The sequence below is a fragment of the Pedobacter sp. GR22-10 genome, from assembly GCF_026239715.1.
Lineage (GTDB): Bacteria > Bacteroidota > Bacteroidia > Sphingobacteriales > Sphingobacteriaceae > Pedobacter.
This window is the reverse complement of sequence record NZ_JAPIVR010000007.1, coordinates 1-22062: the sequence shown is the minus strand read 5'-3', so window position 1 is coordinate 22062 and position 22062 is coordinate 1. Positions and strand designations below refer to the sequence as shown.

Below are 22062 nucleotides of genomic sequence, written 5' to 3'. Positions count from 1 at the left end.
ATATGAGAACCTTAATGAATACAATTTTAATAGGCTTATGCCTGGTGATCTTCACATCAATGTCGCTAAAACCAAAACGAATTATTTTCTTCGGTGATTCTATAACCCAACAAGGCGTATCTAAAATGGGCTACATCACATTGCTTAAAAAGTCGCTTGATTCATCAAAATATGAAGTGATGGGTGCTGGTGTAGGTGGCAACAAAATATACGATTTATATTTACGTTTAGAGGATGATGTATTAAATAAAAAACCAGATCTGGTGGTGATTTATGTAGGCATTAATGATGTATGGCATAAACAATCGTCGCATACCGGGACAGATTATGATAAGTATTTAAAATTTTATCAGGCACTGATTAATAAAATTCAGGGCATTGGAAGTAAGGTGGTATTATGTACGCCATCTGTAATTGGTGAAAAAAAGGATGGTACGAACGAAATGGATGCCGACTTAAATAAATATGCTGAAGGCATCAGGCAGTTAGCCGCTAAAAACAATTTGCCTGTATGCGATTTAAGAAAAGTATTTGCGGAATACGAAGCAAATCATAATCCTGAAGATAAAGAAAAGGATGTTTTAACTAAAGACCGGGTTCATTTGAATGAAAAGGGTAATCAGTTGGTGGCAGAACAATTGTTGCCATTGGTAAAATAGAATATATCGTCATTGCGAACTGAAGGGTTGGGATTGAGTGTTTAGAGTGAAGCAATCTATCCTGCAAGGCGTTAATGATTTAAAAATGAATGAATAGCAAAAAGATTGCTTCGTTGGCTGAAAAGCCTCCTCGCAATGACGACAAGTGGTATCGTCATTGCGAACTGAAGGGTTGGGATTGAGTGTTGGCTTGAAGCAATCTATGCTGCAAGGCGTTAATGATTTAAAAATGAATAGCAAAAAAGATTGCTTCGTCGGCTGAAAAAGCCTCCTCGCAATGACGACAAGTGGTATCGTCATTGCGAACTGAAGGGTTGGGATTGAGTGTTTAGAGTGAAGCAATCTATCCTGCAAGGCATTGATGATTTAAAAATGAATGAATAGCGAAAAAGATTGCTTCGTCGGCTGAAAAAGCCTCCTCGCAATGACGATAAGTGGTATCGTCATTGCGAACCGAAGGGTTGGGATTGAGCGTTGGTGTGAAGCAATCTATCCTGCAAGACGTTAATGATTTAAAAATGAATAGCAAAAAAGATTGCTTCGTCGGCTGAAAAAGCCTCCTCGCAATGACGAAAAGTGGAATCGTCATTGCGAACCGAAGGGTTGGGATTGAGTGTTGGTGTGAAGCAATCTATCCTGCAAGACGTTAATGATTTAAAAATGAATAGCAAAAAAGATTGCTTCGTCGGCTGAAAAAGCCTCCTCGCAATGACGATAAGTGGTATCGTCATTGTGCGAACTGAGGAAATGGAATGTGCGATGGAGTGAAGCAATCTACTCTGCAAGGCGATAACTGATTAAAAGTATATAATAGCAAAAAAGATTGCTTTCCCGAAATTCGGGACGGGCTGTCATGCCGCCTCGCAATGACGGACAATAATAAGTATGATAAACCGCGAAACGATAGATAAGATAATGGATACCGCCCGGATAGAGGAGGTAGTAGGGGATTTTGTGCACTTAAAAAAACGCGGAACCAGTTTAATTGGTAACTGTCCTTTTCATGGCGAAAAAACACCTTCCTTTCACGTATCCGTAACCAAAGGCATTTATAAGTGTTTCGGTTGTGGCAAGGGTGGCGATTCGGTGCGTTTTATCATGGATCATGAGAAATACTCTTATCCGGAAGCACTTAAATTTTTAGCCAACAAATATAATATAGAAGTAGAGGAGGCTGAACTTTCTCCGGAGGCTGCGGAAGCGCAGAGTGCAAAAGAAAGTCTTTACATCGTATCTCAGTACGCTGCGGCTTTTTTTGTCAAACAACTTTGGGAAACGGATGAAGGTAAAGGGATTGGTTTAAGTTACTTTAAGGAACGCGGATTCAGGGAAGACATCCTGAAGAAGTTTGAAGTCGGTTATTCTCCCGATGTTTGGGATGCTTTAACACAAAACGCAACCCACGCTGGCCATAAACTCGAATTTTTGGAATCAACCGGTTTATCCATTAAAAATGATAACGGGAAAATTTACGATCGTTTTCGCGGCCGGGTGATGTTCCCCATTCATAATTTTACCGGTAGAATTATTGGTTTTGGTGGCAGAACGTTAAAAACCGATAAAAATGTTCCGAAATATGTAAACTCGCCTGAAAGCGAGATCTACCATAAATCGAATGTTTTATATGGCTTGTTTCATGCCAAGAAAGCCATTCGCGATTCAGACAACTGTTACCTGGCAGAAGGATATGCCGATGTGCTCTCCGTTCACCAGGCCGGAATAGAAAATGTGGTGGCCTCTTCAGGTACCTCCTTAACGGTAGAACAGATCAAGCTGATTGGTCGTTTTACGCAAAATATTACCATCCTGTTTGACGGGGATGCTGCCGGAATAAAGGCCTCACTTCGTGGTCTGGATATGATTTTGGAAGAGGGGCTCAATGTTAAAATTGTTTCCTTTCCCGATGGGCACGATCCCGATTCCTATATGCACCATGTGGGGGCGGGCGCATTTAAAACTTACCTCGAAAATAACCGGAAGGATTTTATCCTGTACAAGGCAAATGTTCTGCTGAAGGATGCTGGTGACGACCCGATTAAACGCGCCGGGATTATTCGCGACATCGTAGAAAGTATTGCTAAAATTCCCGATCAGATTAAGGCTTCTGTTTTTATCAGAGAGAGCAGCAGTTTACTCGAGATTGAAGAAAGCGTATTGCTTTCAGAATTAAATAAAATCCGTTCCGGGAAGGTTAAAAAGAATTTTGAGAGCAACCAAAGGGCTCATGCACAAAGCAGTCAGCCGCAATCCTATTCATCAGGTGCACCAGAACCGCTTGGGCCACCAGATGATTTATGGGATGATAATGCCGGGCCTTCCGGATATGGAGAACCAAAGGTTGATACTGATGAGATCCAGGAGAAAGAAATAGTAAGGTTGCTGCTGGCCTACGGACATGAGTTTGTGAACTGGGATAGTATTGATGACATGTACATTGGCTCTTTCGTCATGCAAAATCTGGCCGATGTTGAATTTGAAAATCAACTTTGTAAAAGCATTATCGATTACTATAAGTCGGAAATTGATAATGGCAGATTACCAACAGCCAATCATTTTATCAAACATGAAGATCGCGATATTGCTGATTTAGCGATTACCTTATCCACATCCGAATATGCATTAAGTGAAAATTGGCTCAATAAGCACTTAATTTACGTAAAGGATGAATCTATGAATCTCAAAGCCACTATTCTGGGAGGAATTTTCCACCTGAAGAAAAGGAAAGTCGACCGCATTTTAACCAACCTTTTAAAAGAAATTAAAGAGGAAAAAGATGCCGATAATCAAATGATCCTGATGCAAAGATATAGTGTAATTAAGGGCGTGGAAAGAGAGATTAACAAATTTTTAGGTTCGGTAATTGTAAAGTAAGGATTGAATAAAAGAAGGATTAAATTATTGAATGATAGAATAAAAGAAGGATTGAATTATTGGATAAATGAATGATAGAATGTAGAATCGGGATACATGAACACAAATAAACATTCACTCACTCATTCAATAATTCGATAATTCAATCATTCAAAATTCACTCACTCACTCATTCAAAATTCACTCAATCAATAATTCCTTATGGCTGTTCACAACGACTTAGGCAAACATGGTGAATCAATTGCTAAGGACTACCTGGAAGCCAATGATTATGAGATCCTCGATGAAAACTGGACATATGGAAAGGCTGAAATCGATTTAATTGCCTACAAAAATAAAATTATGGTTTTTGTGGAAGTAAAAGCCAGAACTTCTGTTGCGTTTGGTGAACCCGAAGATTTTGTAGACACCGCCAAACAAAAGCAGCTGGAACTGGCCTCTGCAGAATACATCGAAATCATGAATCATCAAAATGATATTCGTTTTGACATTATTGCCATTACCTTTACAAAAAATAATACGTACACATTAAACCATATTGAAGATGCTTTTTGGCCTGAAGACTAAACAAATCAGCACATTTATCCTTTTTGGAATTACCCTTGCCTTTTTAGGCTCTTGTAAAGATGATGCGCCGAAAACTTATCGGTCTTTGATTTCACCCATGATGGGACTTAACGTTGCATCGGGAAATGATTTTGAGGTTAAAGCCCTGTTTGGTAAAGAAGGAAAAGTAGATTCCGTAATTTACCTGATGGATAGTACCAAGGTTACCGCCAAAACCGATACCATGGCTATAAAAATGAAAACTGCTGGTTTAAAATTGGGTAATCACTTAATTACGGCTAGAATTTATGGTGATGGAAAATCAGAAGATCTTACCTCTAATGTAAACATACTGGCTGCCCAGGCACCGGTAGAATACAGCTATAAAATAATCAAAACACTTCCTCATGATACGTCTTCATATGTAGAAGGCTTGGAATATCATGATGGATTTTTCTATGAAAGTGCCGGCGATTATGGTCATTCCAGTTTACGCAAGGTAGAACCCGCTACAGGAAAGGTTGTGTTAAAGGCAGACCTTGATCAGCAGTATTTTGGAGAAGGAATGACGGTGGTAGGCGATAAAATCATCCAGTTAACCTATCGTGAAAAAACCGGATTTGTTTACGATAAAAAGACTTTTAAAAAATTATCAGAATTTACCTATAATGAAGGCACGCAGGAAGGTTGGGGATTAAATTTTGACGGTGAAAAAATACTGAAAACAGATGGTTCCAATACCATATTCTTTTTAGATAAAAACACCTATAAAACCATTGGCGAGATTGATGTTTTTGACAATAAGGGAGCGATTCAACAACTCAACGAATTGGAATATATTGACGGGAAAATTTATGCCAATGTTTATACAACAAATCATATCCTCATCATTAACCCGGAAACTGGTGCAGTTGAAGGTAAAATCAACCTCAGCGGCTTACTAGCAGATGATTATTTCAAAACAGATGATGCAAGGGCTAATAATGTGCTGAATGGAATCGCTTACGATAAAGCTTCTAAAAGACTATTTGTAACAGGCAAAAAATGGCCACACATTTTCGAAATTAAAATATCAAAGCAATAACATATTTCAGTGTACGATTCAATAAAAAAGCCAGAACTCATCTGGCTTTTTCATTATTTGTCCTTTTTCTTTGATTCACTTAAATAACCATTAAAGTTAATGGGCTGTTTATTGTTTCCACTGGCAATTAAGTTTGCATAGCCATTTTCGGTTACGTTCAAAGTAAGCCTGAAATTCTCCCGTGAAACATCCTTCGTGTTAATCTGTATAGTGTATGCCCCCTTTTTGTTTTTCGATTCCTTATAGCTGAAATCCTTTGAGGTAAACTTAATGCCGCCTTCATTCGGATTCATCGGCGTGCTGAAGGAGCGGCCATAATAAGGTAAATAAGCAACTACGCTATCCTTGGTTACTTTTAAATCATACTGACTACCGGTTAAATTGATGGTTGCGCCGCCCTGATTCCCAGGCATGCTGGATAAAATCCTGGAAACATCCATATTGGCCAAAGGCATGGCTGAATTGGCTACGAAGGTGTAATTTTTTTCGCTCAATATTTTTACAGTAGTTTCTTTATTTGTTTGTGCAAATAACTGTAAGGCAGATGCAGTTAAGGCAATGCTCAAAATCAGTTTTAAATGTTTCATATTGCTGTTTCTTAATGATATAACAATTTAAGGATGTATGGGTTTGAAAGATTCCATAAACAGGGTGCCAATAAAAAAGCCATCGCATTTTACAATGCGACGGCTGTATGAATTAATCAATGGAAATAATATGATTATCTCCAGGCTTTATACTGATTGATTAAGCCATTGGTTGAACTATCATGACTTTCTACTTTTTCACTGCCGTCTAATTCAGGAAGAATCTTCTTCGCCAGTTGTTTTCCCAGTTCAACTCCCCACTGGTCGAAACTAAAAATATTCCAGATTACCCCCTGAACGAAGATTTTGTGTTCATAAATAGCGACCAAGCTGCCTAATGTATATGGTGTCACTTTCTTCAAGAGAATAGAATTGGTAGGACGGTTGCCTTCAAAAACTTTGAATGGCGCAATTTTCGCAATTTCTGCTTCTGATTTACCATCTTTTTTCAGCTCCTCCACTACCTCTTCTTCCGTTTTACCATTCATTAAGGCTTCTGTTTGGGCAAAAAAGTTTGAAAGTAAAATCGGGTGATGGTCACCCAATGGATTTAAGCTTTGTGCAGGCGCGATAAAATCAGCAGGAATAATCCGGGTGCCTTGGTGAATCAATTGATAAAAAGCATGCTGGCCATTCGTGCCGGGCTCGCCCCAGATAATGGGTCCGGTTTCATAATCCACCTCATGGCCATTTCTATCTACATGTTTACCATTGCTTTCCATATCTCCCTGCTGGAAATAAGCAGCAAAACGATGCATGTATTGATCATATGGTAAAATTACCTGCGTTTCTGCATTGTAGAAATTGATGTACCAAACACCCAATAAGCCTAAAATTACAGGCAAGTTGTTTTCAAATTCTGCAGTTTTAAAGTGATGGTCAGTGGCGTGTGCACCAGCAAGTAATTCTTTAAAATTGTCAAAGCCGATACTTAATGAAATGGATAGACCAATGGCGCTCCATAAAGAATAACGACCGCCAACCCAATCCCAAAATTCAAACATATTTTCAGTATCAATCCCGAAAGCGGATACATCTTTGGCATTGGTTGATAATGCTGCAAAATGTTTCGCAATATCGCCTTCTTTACCACCTTTTTCTAAAAACCATGATCTGGCAGAGTGTGCATTTGTCATGGTTTCTTGTGTAGTGAAAGTTTTGGAGGCCACTAAAAATAACGTGGTTTCAGCATCTAATCCGGATAAGGTTTCCGCAATATGTGTTCCATCAATATTGGAAACGAAATGTATATTTAAATGATTTTTATAGTGCTTTAAAGCTTCAGTCACCATTACCGGGCCTAAATCTGATCCGCCAATACCAATATTTACTACATCTGTAATGGCTTTGCCGGTGTAACCCTTCCATTCGCCACTGATAATGCCGTTGCTGAACTTTTCCATCTTGGCCAATACCTCATTTACATCCGGCATCACATCTTTACCATCCACCAGGATAGGGGTGTTACTTAAATTTCGCAAGGCGATATGAAGAACCGAACGATCTTCAGTTTCGTTAATTTTATCACCAGCATACATTGATTTTATAGCTTCATCCAGTTTGCACTCACGTGCCAGTTGCATCAGCAAAGCTAAAGTTTCATCGCTAATGCGGTTCTTGCTGTAGTCTAATAAAATATCTTCAAAAAAAACAGAAAACTTGTTGAAACGATCTGCATCTTCAGCGAAAAGATCTTTAATGCTTTTCTGGTTAATATCAATAAAATGATCGGCTAAATACTTATAGGCCGCTGTTTCTGTAAAATTTATTTTTGGTAACATAATATTTGTTTTTTGTAAAAGTAATAAAGCAAAAATTTAAAATGGTCTTTTTAATGTTCAAAAATCATTATGATTAACTCCCCTGCGCTCATTTGTAGCAGTAAGCGAGTAAGGGAGGTTGATTATTGTAATTTCGGGCAAAAATGTATAGCTTAGGTTATCTTAAACTAAACTTCAGTTCCGCTCATGAAATACATCTATCTCGCCGGCTTGTCATTCCTTTCGCTCAACTTATTTGCTCAGAAATCACCTTTAAAAGAAGAGGTTGCTAAAAAAGCTAACGCGATTGAACAAAAAGTGATTACCTGGCGGAGAGATTTTCATGAACATCCCGAATTGGGCAATACAGAGGTCAGAACCGCTGGCATTATCGCTAAACACCTGGAGTCATTGGGTATTCAGGTGACTACCGGTGTGGCCAAAACAGGTGTGGTTGGGGTATTAAAAGGTGGTAAACCCGGGCCAGTGGTGGCCTTGCGTGCAGATATGGATGGGTTACCCGTAATGGAAAGGGTTGATTTGCCTTTTGCTTCAAAAGTTAAAACACAATATAACGGGCAGGAAGTTGGCGTAATGCATGCCTGTGGTCATGACAGCCATGTGGCCATACTGATGGGGGTTGCAGAAGTATTGAGTACCATGAAAAAAGATATTCCCGGAACGGTGAAGTTTATTTTTCAGCCTGCTGAGGAAGGCGTACCTGCCGGTGAAGAAGGCGGGGCAGCTTTAATGATTAAAGAAGGTGTTTTAGAAAATCCAAAAGTTGATGTGATTTTTGGCTTGCACATCAATTCTCAAACTGAAGTTGGAAATGTCACTTATCGTCCGGGCGGAACAATGGCTGCCGTGAATGATATGAAGATTACAGTCACTGGTCGTCAGGCACATGGCGCATACCCATGGAGTAGCATTGATCCTATTGTGACTTCAGCTCAGATTATCAATAACCTTCAAACCATTGTCAGCCGAAACCTCAATGTAACCGAAAATCCTGGTGTGGTGACTATTGGTGCTATAAATGGAGGTATCCGTTCTAATATCATTCCGGAAAAAGTAGAAATGCTGGGCACGGTTCGTAATTTCAGTCAGGAAGATGAAGCCATGTTTATCGCGCGCATTAAAACCATTGCCACCAAAACAGCAGAAGCAAATGGTGCAACTGCAGAAGTAAAGATCCCTTACAGCAACCACTATCCGGTTACTTTTAATAATGTCGCCCTCACGGAAAAAATGCTGCCGAGTATGCAGGCGACTGCCGGCAAAGATCATGTATTATTGAGGCCACCGGTTACCGGAGCCGAAGATTTTTCATTCTTCCAGGAAAAAATCCCTGGACTATTTGTGTTTTTAGGCGGTATGCCCAAAGGTAAAGATCCTTTAAAAGCCCCTTCGCATCATACACCCGATTTTTACCTGGATGAAAGTGGTTTTGTATTGGGCGTTAAATTACTTTCCAACCTTACGCTTGATTATTTGGCGATGAAAAAATAAAAAAGTGTAATTCTGCATCACTTTAACTGATTTTACCGTAACGTTTCGCTTTGATCCTCATCTGGCTATGCCTGATGCTCAATCCGATTTTATATATTTGCCACTATGACAAAAGAAAACTTGCAGGATTTAAGGGACAGAGTAACGTCCCTGAGGAGGCATCTTTGACGTTGATGAGCTCCTTTACGCCATTCGCGAAGAAGAAAAATTAACCATGGCACCCGATTTCTGGGATGATCCAAAAAAAGCAGAAAAAATTCTGGCTGAAATCAGTTCCAAGAAAAAATGGACAGATGGTTTCAATGATACCCATAATGCTGTGGAAGATGCGGCGGTGATGCTGGAGTTTTTCCAGGCTGGCGATGCTTCAGAAGCAGAGATGAAGGAACAGTTTGAAGCCAGTACCAGGGCCGTTGAAGAACTGGAACTGAAAAATATGTTGCGCAACAAGGAAGATCAGCTTTCTGCAGTGATGCAGATTACCGCTGGTGCAGGTGGAACAGAAAGTTGCGACTGGGCTTATATGCTCATGCGGATGTACATCATGTGGGGTGAGAAAAACGGATATAAAATTACGGAACAGGATAGTCAGGAAGGGGAGATTGCCGGGATTAAATCGGTTACCCTCCAGTTCGACGGTGATTTTTCTTACGGATACCTGAAAGGTGAAAACGGCGTTCACCGTTTGGTGAGGATTTCACCTTTTGATTCCAATGCCAGAAGACACACTTCTTTTGCTTCGGTATATGTTTATCCTCTGGTAGATGATACGATTCAGATCGACATTAATCCGGCTGATATTGAATTTGAAACTTTCAGGGCGGGTGGTGCCGGCGGACAAAACGTAAACAAGGTGGAAACAGCCGTTCGTTTATACCACAAACCGTCAGGCATTATTATTAAAAACCAGGAGTCGAGATCGCAATTGCAGAATAAAGAAAACGCCATTCGTTTATTAAAATCTCAGTTATATGAGGTAGAGGAACGTAAACGGAATGAAGCCATTGCAGCGGTAGAAGGATCGAAGAAAAAGATAGAATGGGGTTCGCAAATCAGAAGTTATGTGTTAGATGACAGGCGGGTTAAAGATCACCGAACGAACTACCAGACCTCAAATCCTGATGCCGTATTAAATGGTGATATCAACGACTTTTTGAAAGCTTATTTAATGGAATTTTAATCCTGGAGATTTGATTAGCTAAATTTAAATCTTTGTATATTTGATTAGCAAGTATTAATATTAATTAAATCATTATGAATACATTAACGATAGAATTAACCAATCAAAAAGCCTATAAACTTTTAAAGGAATTAGAAGAGTTACATCTTATTAAGGTAATCAATGATTCAACTAAAATATCCACTCTTCGAAATCAAATTAAAAGTCCGATGAATACTGAATCTATTGATGCACAATTAAATCATTTACGTGAGGAATGGCACAGAGATATTTAATTGATACATCTGCTGCCATAAAATATTTAAATGGAACATTCCCATTAAAAGGTTTAATCTTTATGGATGATGTTTTAGATGTTGAATCTGTATTGTCATTTATCTCAGAAATAGAATTGCAGGTATGGAATCCTATTAATCCGGATGATATCAATATTTACAGGCAATTTGTTTCCAACTCCATTATCTTATTTCTGGAAAATGGGATTATTGCCGAGACGATAAGAGTTAGAAAAACTTATCATCTTAAATTACCTGATGCATTGATTGCTGCTACCTGTTTAATTAATAATCTAACGCTAATAGCTGACAATGATAAGGATTTTGCTAAAGTTGAATCTTTAATATGTATTAATCCAAATAATTTATAAAACAGTGAATAGACTATTCTTAATTTTGATCATTTCTCATTGTATTATTATCACAAAAGCCCAGGAAGTTATTCCCCTTTACGCAGGAAATATTCCTGGTGCAAAACCAACCCCGTCAGATTATATAGAAAATATTGAAACGCGTGCGAATGGTACTTTAAGTATCACCAAAGTTGCTGTACCCACACTTACGGTTTTCGAAGCACCTAAAAATATAGCTACAGGTACGGCTGTAATCATTTGTCCGGGTGGTGGTTATGGCGCTTTAGCTTTTAGTCATGAAGGCATTGATGTGGCCAAACGTTTTAATGCCATTGGTATTACCGCTTTTGTCTTGAAATACCGTTTGCCAAGTGATCAGATCATGACGGAGAAAACCTATGGCCCCTTGCAGGATGCGCAGCAAGCCATTTATCTGGTGCGGAAAAATGCCAGGAAATATGGCATTAAAAAGAATAAAATCGGCATCATGGGCTTTTCAGCCGGTGGACATTTTGCTTCAACCCTGATTACGCATTATCATGATATAAAAATTGCCGACCCTGAAAAAATTGATCTCCGGCCAGATTTTGGCATATTGGTTTATCCGGTAATTAGTTTTGAAGAATCTGTTCATACCGGAACAATGAAAAACTTACTGGGCGATTACCCGACAGATAGTTTGAAACATTATTTCTCAGCAAATAAAAACATCAACAGGAAATCTCCGCCGGTGTTTTTCGTTCATGCAAAGGATGACAACGCGGTTCCTTATGCTAATAGTATTTTAATGCATGATGCTTTGAAGAGCCATGGTATATCTTCTGAAGTTTATCTTTATGAAAAAGGTGGTCATGGCTTTGGCCTTATCAATAAAACCTCAAATGTGGATTGGTTTAACCTGATGGCAAACTGGCTTAAAGCGCAAAAAATGAATTAGCTTGTTGCTTAAATACCAGGAATTAAGCTGGCTGCCAAAAGATTAAGACTTGCAAATTTTTAATATATTTGCTGCTAGTAATTACGCTCAATGCTGTGAAGATGAATAACCAGATTAAATACCTCATGGTGGCTCTTGTAGCCATTATTTCGATTGCAAGTTGTAGAAAAGAAATTGATTGGGACGGTTTAGGGCCGAACACAAGTCCTGAAAGTAGTAATGGTGGAGCTACCTCTGAATATTTCATTACTTTTAAGGCAGATGGTATTGCTATAACTGAAAAGGAAGTTTCAGCAGTGAGAAATACAAGTTCAACACCTAGATCATTAACCATTTTAGGTACTATGGCTAATGGCACAGCGCCAAGACTTAAATTCTTTAGTAATGAGTCAGTTATCGGATTTTCGCCGGGATTAAATACAGGGAATAGCGATTACACCTATCCATTTTCATATGTAGAATATACAAATGCATCAAACGCTTTATATTCGACTATTAATGATAGCGAAGGTATTTATTTCTTTTATTCTGATGTGGCATACACTAATGGTGGTATAATAAAGGGATCGTTTAGTGGTCAGGTAAAAGGAACAAATGGTGCTATCATTAAAATTACTGAGGGCAAATTTAATTTAAAATTCAGCAATTAGATTTATTATTGATGGGGTAACGCTTCATGAATTGTCTGAAGTAAGCCACCACTATAAGGGTCATCATTCAATTCCCAGAACATGATCCCGTTCAGTTTTTGATCGATAATATATCTGGTTTTTAGTGCTATAGATTTCTTATCATCAAATGTAACCAAACGTTTGGCGGTGGCATTGTAATAATATGGCGCTTTAGCCACATCATCCCAATAGTACTGATAGCCACTGTCTTTACTGAAAAAGGTTTTGTAATCTCTGGATGAAACACCATCCAGAAATTTAGTAGGCTGATATAAGCCATGATTCGCATCCGTGGTATTCTCAAATATTCTTCCATAGAATGCCGCACCTAAGGCAATTTTATCTGGCGGAACACCATATTTAATCATTTCTTTAATGGCATAATCTGCTGATGACTGTTGCTGCGGCGTAGAATAAAGTGGCGTATGGTGACCGCTGATTTTGGCATAACCGCCTACCAGATCGTAGCTCATTAAATTAACACGATCAACCAAGGGCATCACTTTTTTCCATTCAAAGCATGAATCCAGACAGTTTTTATTGCCACCGGCAGCAAAGCTGATTTCGGCTTTGCTGCCCAGTTCATCTCTTAAATCCTTAATCAGCAAGGTGAAATTTTGTTTATCAGCTGCCATGTATTTGTGCCCTGGATAACCTTCAACTGCCGGGTATTCCCAGTCGATATCAATTCCATCAGCTTTGAAATAATTCAATAAGGCTTTTGTGGTTTGGGCAAAAGTTTTCCGGCCATTGGCCCGGCTAAAAACTTCGGAGCAATTCGGGCAGGCACTCCAGCCGCCCATGGCAATCATCACTTTTAAAACGGGATTTCTTTTTTTTAAATGTACCATTCTGTCAATTAAAGCAGAATCTTTAGCAGAACTGATGTAAAGGCTATCACCTTTTAAGTGACCAAAACTATAAATCAGGTGACTGATCTTTTCAACCGGAAAACTATCGATCACTGTTCCATTACCCGTATAGTAGGCAATCACATTCGGTTTAAGAGGTTTTTGAGCAAAAAGACTGGTACTGAAAAATATTGCTGTAAAACTAAAAAAGGTAAAAAAAAGTGACTTAGACTGCATCCTGAAAATTTTAATGGGTATTTGGCTCTTCTTTTAAGATATCTTGTAATTCGTTTAGTTCTGCTGCTTTTTCAGTTGCACCGGCATTTTCATAAGCAGAAATCAGGTTTCTGATCACCCTGCGAATGATATCTGTATTGCTGCAGGGCTTATAATATTCTGGCAACGGCTCTAAATTGAGCTGACGCAGAAACTGGTCTACATCATGCTTGCCAAAAATATTGCCCCGGTTAAAGGCATTAATATAGAATAAAACACTATAATCCGTTCCTTCCTGTTTGCTGTCGTCAATATAACCTAAAATAAAATGTTGAGGCAAATTGATACCATAAACAGGTAAATCCAATTTCTGGGCAAGGGTAGAATAAATGATGGCCAGTGAAATCTGATTGCCTTTTTTACTTTCTAAAACCTGGTTTAAATAAGAGTTTTGTGGATCATGGTGGTTTTTCGTATTGCCGCCAAAGCCATATTGCTGGTACAATACATGGTTGATGAGTTTAACCTTTTCTACAGAACTCATCTCATATTGCAAACCCAGCCAGATATCGCGTTTGATTTCTTCCATCTGGATGATGATTTTTTGTTCATCCAGATCAGGATATTGATAGCGGTTAATAATCATGGCACCCTGAAGCAGATCAAATGCACCGCTCAGATACCATAAATTTAAATCTTCTTTAACCGTACTAAACTGAATCTGGTGAACGATATTTTCGATGCGCTCCTGTAAAAGTCCATCAAAAGACTGCTCCCAGGCATTTTCCAGATAGTGAATCACTTCACCACCATATTCCAGTAATTTTTTTTCTACATGATGATAAACTTCTTCATCAGGATCATCAAGTAATTTAACTAAAGCACTTATCTCTGTGATATTTTCCATAAAACATATAACCTGTATGCGGCGATTAATTACTTTTGCAATATGCTATTTCAATTTATTACCGATTATCTTAAACACCAATTAACAGCTAAAACCAGACACGGTACACACTCACCCTTTGTGTACAAGCTTGCAGATGAGGTAATTTACGATTTTACCGACAAATCTGAATACAAAACAATAGAAGCGCAAAGAAAAAAACTTTTTTCTGACGAATCCACTATAACCGTTACTGACTTGGGGGCCGGTTCTCATCTCAATAAAAATCGTACAAAGAAAGTCAATCAGATTGCACAGAACGCACTTAAGAGTCCGCGTTTAGCCAAATTGATATATCGTTTGGCAAAAGATACCGGGCCTAAAACAGCCATTGAACTGGGCACCTGTTTAGGTATCACTACTTCCTATTTATCCAAAGCCTGTCCGGAGGCTGAAATTATCACGATTGAAGGTTGTCCGCAAACTGCTGAAGTTGCCCATCAAAACTTTAAAGATCTTGACCTGCAAAATGTCGAACTTCATGTAGGGAACTTTGACCTTATCCTGCCAGATATTATCGCGAAGCAACCGAGTCTGGATTTCGTTTACATTGATGGCAACCATAGAAAAGATGCCACTTTGAATTACTTTAAATGGTGCCTGCCGAAAGTAACTGAACATTCATTGCTTATTTTTGATGATATTTACTGGAGCCAGGGCATGAAAGAAGCCTGGGAAGAGATTAAAAGCCATCCGGATGTGACCGTAACGATCGATTTATTCTGGATCGGTTTGGTTTATTTTAAGAAAGGTCAGGCAAAAGAACATTTTAAATTAAAATTTAAACAGTGAACATCGAACCGAAATTAAAGGGCATTCAAAAGTTATCTGCTTTATATATACTGCTGATCAGTTTGCTTACAGGTATTGCTGGCTATTTTATTGTATTGCCGCTTCAATTCGGAACTTTAACCCATATGATGTTTGGCTGGGATCTTTTTTGCCTGGTTTTAATCAGCCTGCACTGGTACATGTTTTTTCATACTTCTGTAGCGCAAACCCATTTAAAGGCCGTTAAGCAGGATGAAACCCGGGGCGAGATCTTTGCCGTTGTGGTGGTTTCTACCTTCGCAGGCTTGCTTGCCGTGGTTTTATTATTAATTGATCAGGATATCAAGCCATTTGACCTCATCATCGCCATATCAGGCATGTTCTTATCCTGGTTTTTGGTGCATACTACCTTCAGTATGCGTTATGCTCATCTTTATTACGAAACCATTGATCAGGGCGATGCCCGGAAAAAAGGCTCCGGATTGGATTTCCCCGGGAATGAAGCACCAGATTTCATTGATTTCGCTTATTTTTCTTTTGTTCTCGGCATGACTTTTCAGGTTTCTGATGTGGAAATTTCTTCCCGGAGAATCCGCCGGCTTTCGTTACTTCACAGTTTAATTGCTTTTGTATTTAATACCGTTATTGTGGCATTGACTATAAATGCACTGGCCGGGTTAGGAAAGTAAATGTTTGTTATATGGTTATAAGCATTGCAGCTTTTCTGATTTGATCACGCAAAATTCTTTATTTTATTGGCCTTTCTATACAGATGATCTGAAAATAGTGGCATCCTTTATGACCTGTTCTTCACCATTTCTGGTCTGGTTGATTACCTTTTGGGTAACCGATGGGTTAACAAAGGGTAAGCAAGGGGTTAACAAAGGGTAAGCTAAGGGTTAACCAAGGGTACAGAAAAGGTTAACAAAAGGTAATGCAATGTCGAACAAATGGTAATAACAGATTCATGCAGCTGATATCTAAGGCAACCCTTAATTAAATACAGGATAGATGCTTGTTTTTTGGTTTGACATAAATGTCTTAGATTTTTCAGCGTAAATCGATTTCATCTGCGAGAGACGTCTTGCTAATATTAAAATGAATCCCTCTTAGCAAACTATGTTTGCTAGTTTATAACCTCTATGCTCACTTTTAAAAACCTTTGATAAAACTATATAGCTAATAATTTGAGTTCGATGATGAAATGCGCTTTAGTGAGATTTGAAAAGGTTTTTCGGGTCAAAGCGAAAGTCGCCTTGTACTAAAATTTGCTGGCTTTCGCTGCCAGACAGTTTAAATGGGTATTATCCTATACTTTCTAGTGACTTAAAATGTTCATTTGCTGGCAGAGTTGAAGAGTAGCTAATGTTAAGCTTATCTCAAAAAATGTAATGAATTCTTCTGTGATATCAACCTTCCTCTACAAATGGATACTTTTCCTGCACTCTAATTAAACCACTACAATTTAGCTAAGGAATAAATTTCGTAGACCTTAATTTTTAAAAAAACTGATTTACGTTCGTCACTCCAAAACAGTAGAATATCACTTCATATTGCACGTTCGTCAAAAAGATCAGACCATAATTATTCTTTTTTACCTTCTTTGTTTTTGATTGTCAGGCTTGCTGAATGATAATTATGGTTCGAAGAACGTAGAAAACATTATATAAACTTTTATGAAATCTAAATTTATTTTCTTTTTTCTGTTTGTACCCTTTTTAGCTTTTAGTCTAACACGGGATAATGTGGGTTCACAAGGTAATGCTGGTGCCGTATCCGGATTTTTTGAAACGTATAATCCAATTAATTATCCTGCTGGTGCTGGAAGTTGGTGGCATTTGTTAGATGTTAGGCATAGCAACGCAGAAAATAATTATGCCATGCAATTTTCTGGCAGCTTCTTCGATCAGAACCTATTTTTTCGGAAAACGAATAATAATGCCGGTCAGCCCTGGTCTAAAATACTATTGCAAACGGATGGTAAATCAATAGTGGACGGACAGGCATCATTTTCTTACGGTAATACCAATATGGGTGGTTACAGCTGGACCAATGCGGCTCTCAATACAAACAGCATCGAGATCGTAAATAATAACAGCACGGTTAATCATTCTTCGCCTACGCTTGCCTTTCACCGTTATGGCAGCGGTGGGCCACAATTCAGGCTTGCTGCCGATGGATCAAATGTACTTTACCTGGAAAGTTCTGGCGAAAACTCGGCAAGATCACCTGCGCCTTACGGCGGTGGTCCGAACAACTATTTCAGCAGACTTTATGTAGATGGTTTCATGGTTACGGCCGGAAATATAGGCATCGGAACCTCAAGCCTTACCGAAAAGTTAAATGTGGAAGGTAAAATCCAGGCACGGGAAATTAAAGTGGAAGCGACCAACTGGCCGGATTATGTATTTCTACAAGATTATCAATTGCCTACACTTACTCAGATAGCTAAACAAATCAAGCTTAATGGCCACCTTCCGGATATACCATTTGCAAAAGAAGTGGAAGCCAATGGGGTTACACTGGGTGAAATGAATAAGCTTTTATTGAAGAAGGTGGAAGAGTTGACGTTACATTTGATAGATAAAGAGAAACAGATAGAGAACCAAAATAGACGGCTTTTGGAGATTGAGCAAATTTTAAATAAAAAGAATTAATGATGAGAATATTAGCAATTCTTTTGCTGTTGATGGTTTCAATCACATTTGGTTACGCACAAACCAACATGTTTCCGGCTAATGGAAATGTTGGAATAGGCACAACAAATCCATAAGCAAAATCCACTAAACAGCTTTTTCAGCAAATGATTAAAGAGAACCAAAACTCCAAAAAAAACAAACGACCATGAGAATGCTATTTACTATTTTGTTCTTTACTTGGGCTTATCAGCAAAGTTACGCACAAACCAATACCTCAATTACTGTACATGGAGATAAATTTTATCCGGTAACGCTGACAGATTCAGGTTGGGACAACCATATGACGACAGAATTATCCATCGGATGCTTTAACATATATACAAACCGGGTATGGAGTAGAACCATTATGGCAGATTTTATGAAAATATTTAATTCAGATTAACCTTGTTGATTTAATGGCAGCTTTAAAAGGTCTGCTTGTATTCTTTAATTTCCTGCTGTAATCTATTAAAACCATTAAAATTCGTCATGAAATTACCAACATCACCCAAGGGGCATGTTGGTAATGCCAGGATCAGTACAGCATTCCTGGTGCTAAAACTGTAAGCTCACTATAATACATATATAAAAACTCATCGAAAGCATATGTTAAAAAAACTATACCTAATCATTTTAGTTTGCTGCACTTGTATTGTTCCTTGCTATTCTCAAAGCGGCCTCAGCTATACACCAGTATCGGCTGCCCCGTCACCTAATACACAAAATCTTGGTGTATATGGTGAAGTACCCGTTTCTTTATTCTCTGGACTACCACAAATATCAGTACCAATTTATCAGTTCAATAACAAAGGAATCACATTACCAGTCAATGCGAGTTACCATGCCTCGGGCAGCAAAATAGATCAGCACCCTTCCTGGATAGGTTTGGGCTGGAGCCTTGTTGCCGGCGGATCGATAGACCGTGTACAACGGGGCATCCCTGATGAAAAGAATTATAATAGCCCCCAAACGACTGGTGGGATTCTTAAAGGCTTTTATGGTACCTATGCGCTTCTTGATAATGCGACGAGTTGGTCAAGCTCTTTTTTATTTACTGGTATCAATTCCGATGGGACAGATCAGTTGAACAGAGATCTTGAGCCAGATGATTTCCAGTTTTCTTACCCTGGAAATTCCGGACGGTTCTTCCTAAATGAAAAGGGTGTCTGGTGTGTGCAATCGGAAAAGCCTGTTAAAGTAGTTACCTCTGAAACAGGTGTTAATTCTCTTGTGTTTGGGGCAGGTGAAGTATTCAAAAAGTTCGTGCTGGTGGATGGTATGGGATGTAAATACGTATATGGTGGTGTAGAGCCCGCTATTGAATATTCAGACAGGTACTACCCTAACAGTACCAACTTTAATTATTTTTCCGCAACCTCATGGAAGCTTACGCAAATCATCGCGCCTTCAGGAGAGCTGGTATTCGATCTGGAATACGAAAGAGGCCCAACTATTATTCAACTGTACATAGCAGCTTACAAAAAAACATACTCAGGACTTTCCGGTTCATGGGGTTGTGGAAGTACTATAAATAGCTGGAGTAAAAGCTTAGGTTATCCGGAGCGGGGAAACCTGATCTCGCCGGTATATCTCAAATCTGTTAAATGTGCACAAATGGATGTTAAACTCAATTTTCAGACATCTGCCAGTAATGAAATGAGTTATCTGCCTCCTAATACAGACCATAACGACCCCCAGAACAACCCTTATTTAAGGGCATTTATCGGAACCTACAAAGATGAAAATGGAGAAAATGCAGATCCTTTGTCTTATCCGATAACACCTGGTGATTTTCTGACTCCGCAATTCATGAATACAAATGTTCCCTATTTTCAGACACATGACAAAGAAACGGCTTATTGGAAAAACCTGATATGGCTTAAACTTGATAAAATTGAAATAACCAACATAGCGGGTACCAATATCAAACGTACTTTTCGCTTCGATTATGATAATAGTTCGGCTGAAAGACTACGTCTTTCAGGAATAACCTTTCTTGATGCAGGGGCGATTTCTCAGGAAAAATATCAATTTAAATACAATAAACAGCCAATTGCGAGGTATTTAGAGTCAGTTGGTGATCATTGGGGGTTTTATAATAATGGTCCGACATTGCCGAGCATTTATTCAAGTTTTTCAAATGATCTCGCTAACATAGCGAATTATAGGGGGCCGAGTTTGCAATATACCCAAGCCGGCGTCCTGAATGAAATCATTTATCCTACTGGTGGAAATACGAAATTCGAATATGAACTTAACAGGTGTAGCAAAGTTGCCGCTATATCAGCGGTAGATAATCAGGCAAATATTGTTCTGGAAGATTATTTAAATACCATAGGTGGACTTCGCATAAAGAAGATTATTAGTGATGATGCCACAAGCGGAACCACAGTGAAAGAGTACCTTTATGTGAAAGGTTATACGGCTGGTGTGGATACTAATGCCCTCGTTTCATCTGGCATATTACATTCAAGACCAAAATATAGTTCGTCTCTTAATGTTTCTACCCCCGTTTCTTTTTCATATTACGCAATCTATTCAAATCCTGTAATTCCTTTAACTGAATTTAGTTCTGGTAGCTATATAGGTTATTCAGAAGTAGTGGAAAAACGAAGTGATGGTGCTTATACTATATATAAATATACCAATCATGATAATGGATATGGGGATGAGATATTCATAGCTTCTAACAATGGAGGATTTAATTACCAGTTTCCAGTTTCATCACGCGCACATGAGCGGGGGAAATTATCGGAAGAAACCATGTTCAGTAACCTTGGGATACCAGTTTCGAGGATCATTAATACCTATACTCGTAATAACACTAATTATGCACGTGCCATTAGGAATGGTAAGGAAAGTTTTTGCAGTGTTACCTCTCCAACTAATTCTTATACGATTAATTTCAATACTTTTCACAAGTCAGCGTATAAGGTCTTCTACAATTCACTCCAGCTCGAAACCTCGCTAACGAGAAACTATGCTCAATCCGATCCGGCACAATTTGTTGAGACATTAAAATCTTTTAAATACAATGCAAATGGCGACATCGCCGAGGAGAAGCTTGTTTCAAGCATCGGCGACGTTTTAGAAAAGAAATATCGCTACCCTATAGATTTTTCAGTTGCCGAGCCTTACACAACGATGGCCGGTCGTTTTATGGTTTCACCAGTCATAGAGGAATCTAAATATAGAAATGGGAGTTTGCTGGAATCTACCAGAAATGGATACGATTTTTGGGAATGGCTCTTCCTGGAGTACAACCGCTACTAATCTTATTGTGCCCCGGCTTGTGGAAACAAAAGAAAAAAATCAGACAACTTATGAGCCCCGTCTCCGCTATCACACCTACGATACAAAGGGTAACGCTACCTCTTTGTCAAAGGAATCAGCTGCTCAAACATCCTATATATGGGCTTATAAACAATCCTTACCTATTGCTAAAATAGACAATTCGACATCAGTATCCGGCACTTCATTAGAGGGTACATCGTATGGCTATCATCACTTTATGAACCAGATGAGCAATGGCACCACTTACGCTATGGATGGCAGCACCACTTTTTCGCAAACGGTTAGTGCCACAATTGCCCGTACCTATTATAAAAGTGATGATCATGAAGCCTGGTTTTATACCGATATCTACAACAGTAGCAATAGTTTGGTCGCATCATTTTCTGACAAAATGGAAGCATCGTCAACTGCATTAACGTTGACGGGGCAGGTCACATTACCTGCAGGTACTTATACTATGAAAGTAAGGACAGGTTATCAGCCAGCTCAGTCAAATACTTTGTTTTTCCAGGAAATTGAGGTGAATCTGACTTTTACGACGACAGTAGATTGGACGACGCCATTTCATACCAGTTTTGAGGAAGATACCAATCAAATCAGTACTTCCTATGCAAAGACGGGAGAGCAATGTCACTTGGGTAATTTCACAGTGAAAGTGCCGCCCGCTTCTTCAGGCCATAGTCAGCTGATATTGTCTTATTGGGGTAAAGTAGATGCTGCAGCTCCCTGGACCTATGTAGAACAGATGGTTTCAGCAGGCAGCAATTACACAGACGTCATCATTGGTAATGGCTATACCTACATTGATGACATTAGGCTGTATCCAAAGGACGCTCAAATGACCACCTACACCTACAAACCTTTTGTAGGC

General features: G+C 38.9%; 20 protein-coding genes. 16 read left to right on the top strand and 4 right to left on the bottom strand.

Translation table 11 applies throughout. The annotated features are described in order from the left end of the window. Positions 1–14: 14 nt before the first annotated feature. The 4 genes from OQX64_RS21005 (at position 15) to OQX64_RS20990 (ending at position 5160) form a co-directional block, all read left to right on the top strand. Positions 15–659 (top strand): SGNH/GDSL hydrolase family protein, encoded by a 645-nt coding sequence (locus tag OQX64_RS21005; protein WP_265820230.1) that lies wholly within the window; start codon positions 15–17, stop codon positions 657–659. Positions 660–1544: 885 nt separating this feature from the next. Next, positions 1545–3530, top strand: a complete 1986-nt coding sequence (gene dnaG / locus OQX64_RS21000) for a DNA primase (RefSeq protein ID WP_265820229.1) — start codon at positions 1545–1547, stop codon at positions 3528–3530. Positions 3531–3731: 201 nt separating this feature from the next. Next, complete coding sequence (locus OQX64_RS20995) at positions 3732–4097, top strand: YraN family protein (RefSeq protein WP_265820228.1); 366 nt, start codon at positions 3732–3734, stop codon at positions 4095–4097. Further along, the gene (locus OQX64_RS20990) at positions 4075–5160 is read left to right on the top strand and encodes a glutaminyl-peptide cyclotransferase (protein WP_265820227.1); all 1086 of its coding nucleotides are present in this window, start codon (positions 4075–4077) and stop codon (positions 5158–5160) included. The genes OQX64_RS20995 and OQX64_RS20990 overlap by 23 nt, the downstream gene beginning before the upstream one ends. A 53-nt stretch (positions 5161–5213) precedes the next feature. Here the strand turns inward: OQX64_RS20990 and OQX64_RS20985 are convergent, their stop codons facing one another. Together OQX64_RS20985 and pgi are read right to left on the bottom strand one after the other, a co-directional pair. Next, positions 5214–5747, bottom strand: a complete 534-nt coding sequence (locus OQX64_RS20985) for a DUF4251 domain-containing protein (protein ID WP_265820226.1) — start codon at positions 5745–5747, stop codon at positions 5214–5216. Between the two features lie 134 nt (positions 5748–5881). Beyond that, on the bottom strand, positions 5882–7528 hold the full coding sequence (gene pgi, locus OQX64_RS20980; RefSeq protein WP_265820225.1) for a glucose-6-phosphate isomerase: 1647 nt from the start codon (positions 7526–7528) through the stop codon (positions 5882–5884). Positions 7529–7714: 186 nt separating this feature from the next. Here pgi and OQX64_RS20975 point away from each other — a divergent pair, with 186 nt between their 5' ends. The 6 genes from OQX64_RS20975 (at position 7715) to OQX64_RS20950 (ending at position 12414) form a co-directional block, all read left to right on the top strand. Beyond that, positions 7715–9019: an amidohydrolase gene (locus tag OQX64_RS20975; protein WP_265820224.1), complete on the top strand. Its 1305-nt coding sequence runs from the start codon at positions 7715–7717 to the stop codon at positions 9017–9019. 105 nt (positions 9020–9124) lie between these two features. Then, positions 9125–10199 (top strand): peptide chain release factor 2 gene (gene prfB / locus OQX64_RS20970; RefSeq protein WP_216359252.1). Its coding sequence is split into 2 segments (ribosomal slippage): positions 9125–9184 and positions 9186–10199, totalling 1074 coding nucleotides; the frame shifts between segments, so codons are not numbered across the junction. Positions 10200–10273: 74 nt separating this feature from the next. Further along, positions 10274–10474, top strand: coding sequence for a hypothetical protein (locus OQX64_RS20965; RefSeq protein WP_088302191.1), 201 nt, complete (start codon positions 10274–10276; stop codon positions 10472–10474). Continuing rightward, positions 10456–10845, top strand: coding sequence for a type II toxin-antitoxin system VapC family toxin (locus tag OQX64_RS20960; protein ID WP_088302192.1), 390 nt, complete (start codon positions 10456–10458; stop codon positions 10843–10845). Before OQX64_RS20965 ends, OQX64_RS20960 begins: the two co-directional genes overlap by 19 nt. 4 nt (positions 10846–10849) lie before the next feature. After that, a complete protein-coding gene (locus OQX64_RS20955) occupies positions 10850–11764 on the top strand; it encodes an alpha/beta hydrolase (protein ID WP_265820223.1) in 915 nt (304 codons plus the stop codon). Between the two features lie 101 nt (positions 11765–11865). Further along, positions 11866–12414, top strand: a complete 549-nt coding sequence (locus OQX64_RS20950) for a hypothetical protein (protein ID WP_265820222.1) — start codon at positions 11866–11868, stop codon at positions 12412–12414. Positions 12415–12419: 5 nt separating this feature from the next. Here OQX64_RS20950 and OQX64_RS20945 read toward each other — a convergent pair whose 3' ends face one another. Then, entirely contained in the window at positions 12420–13523 is a 1104-nt protein-coding gene (locus OQX64_RS20945; RefSeq protein WP_265820221.1) for a glycoside hydrolase family 18 protein, read from the bottom strand. Between the two features lie 10 nt (positions 13524–13533). Then, positions 13534–14409 carry a transglutaminase-like domain-containing protein gene (locus OQX64_RS20940; protein WP_088302196.1) on the bottom strand — a complete coding sequence of 292 codons (876 nt, stop codon included), beginning with the start codon at positions 14407–14409 and terminating at the stop codon, positions 13534–13536. Between the two features lie 42 nt (positions 14410–14451). Here OQX64_RS20940 and OQX64_RS20935 point away from each other — a divergent pair, with 42 nt between their 5' ends. The 6 genes from OQX64_RS20935 to OQX64_RS20910 form a co-directional block, all read left to right on the top strand. Beyond that, the gene (locus tag OQX64_RS20935; protein WP_265820220.1) at positions 14452–15240 is read left to right on the top strand and encodes an O-methyltransferase; all 789 of its coding nucleotides are present in this window, start codon (positions 14452–14454) and stop codon (positions 15238–15240) included. Then, the gene (locus OQX64_RS20930; protein ID WP_265820219.1) at positions 15237–15908 is read left to right on the top strand and encodes a DUF1345 domain-containing protein; all 672 of its coding nucleotides are present in this window, start codon (positions 15237–15239) and stop codon (positions 15906–15908) included. The genes OQX64_RS20935 and OQX64_RS20930 overlap by 4 nt, the downstream gene beginning before the upstream one ends. Before the next feature lie 987 nt (positions 15909–16895). Next, a complete protein-coding gene (locus OQX64_RS20925) occupies positions 16896–17876 on the top strand; it encodes a hypothetical protein (protein ID WP_265820218.1) in 981 nt (326 codons plus the stop codon). Between the two features lie 187 nt (positions 17877–18063). Continuing rightward, entirely contained in the window at positions 18064–18300 is a 237-nt protein-coding gene (locus OQX64_RS20920) for a hypothetical protein (RefSeq protein ID WP_265820217.1), read from the top strand. Between the two features lie 203 nt (positions 18301–18503). Then, positions 18504–21170 carry a hypothetical protein gene (locus tag OQX64_RS20915; protein WP_265820216.1) on the top strand — a complete coding sequence of 889 codons (2667 nt, stop codon included), beginning with the start codon at positions 18504–18506 and terminating at the stop codon, positions 21168–21170. Next, a partial coding sequence (locus OQX64_RS20910; protein WP_265820215.1) for a hypothetical protein occupies positions 21121–22062 on the top strand: 942 nt, incomplete at its 3' end. The genes OQX64_RS20915 and OQX64_RS20910, both read left to right, overlap by 50 nt.

Coding starts and splice junctions, on each gene's coding strand:
- OQX64_RS20990 (WP_265820227.1), top strand. CDS start 4,075: ATGCTTTTTGGCCTGAAGACTAAACAAATCAGCACATTTATCCTTTTT.
- OQX64_RS20975 (WP_265820224.1), top strand. CDS start 7,715: ATGAAATACATCTATCTCGCCGGCTTGTCATTCCTTTCGCTCAACTTA.
- OQX64_RS20960 (WP_088302192.1), top strand. CDS start 10,456: ATGGCACAGAGATATTTAATTGATACATCTGCTGCCATAAAATATTTA.
- pgi (WP_265820225.1), bottom strand. CDS start 7,528: ATGTTACCAAAAATAAATTTTACAGAAACAGCGGCCTATAAGTATTTA.
- dnaG (WP_265820229.1), top strand. CDS start 1,545: ATGATAAACCGCGAAACGATAGATAAGATAATGGATACCGCCCGGATA.
- OQX64_RS20925 (WP_265820218.1), top strand. CDS start 16,896: ATGAAATCTAAATTTATTTTCTTTTTTCTGTTTGTACCCTTTTTAGCT.
- OQX64_RS20995 (WP_265820228.1), top strand. CDS start 3,732: ATGGCTGTTCACAACGACTTAGGCAAACATGGTGAATCAATTGCTAAG.
- OQX64_RS21005 (WP_265820230.1), top strand. CDS start 15: ATGAATACAATTTTAATAGGCTTATGCCTGGTGATCTTCACATCAATG.
- OQX64_RS20945 (WP_265820221.1), bottom strand. CDS start 13,523: ATGCAGTCTAAGTCACTTTTTTTTACCTTTTTTAGTTTTACAGCAATA.
- OQX64_RS20965 (WP_088302191.1), top strand. CDS start 10,274: ATGAATACATTAACGATAGAATTAACCAATCAAAAAGCCTATAAACTT.
- OQX64_RS20950 (WP_265820222.1), top strand. CDS start 11,866: ATGAATAACCAGATTAAATACCTCATGGTGGCTCTTGTAGCCATTATT.
- OQX64_RS20940 (WP_088302196.1), bottom strand. CDS start 14,409: ATGGAAAATATCACAGAGATAAGTGCTTTAGTTAAATTACTTGATGAT.
- OQX64_RS20920 (WP_265820217.1), top strand. CDS start 18,064: ATGAGAATGCTATTTACTATTTTGTTCTTTACTTGGGCTTATCAGCAA.
- OQX64_RS20985 (WP_265820226.1), bottom strand. CDS start 5,747: ATGAAACATTTAAAACTGATTTTGAGCATTGCCTTAACTGCATCTGCC.
- OQX64_RS20915 (WP_265820216.1), top strand. CDS start 18,504: ATGTTAAAAAAACTATACCTAATCATTTTAGTTTGCTGCACTTGTATT.
- OQX64_RS20935 (WP_265820220.1), top strand. CDS start 14,452: ATGCTATTTCAATTTATTACCGATTATCTTAAACACCAATTAACAGCT.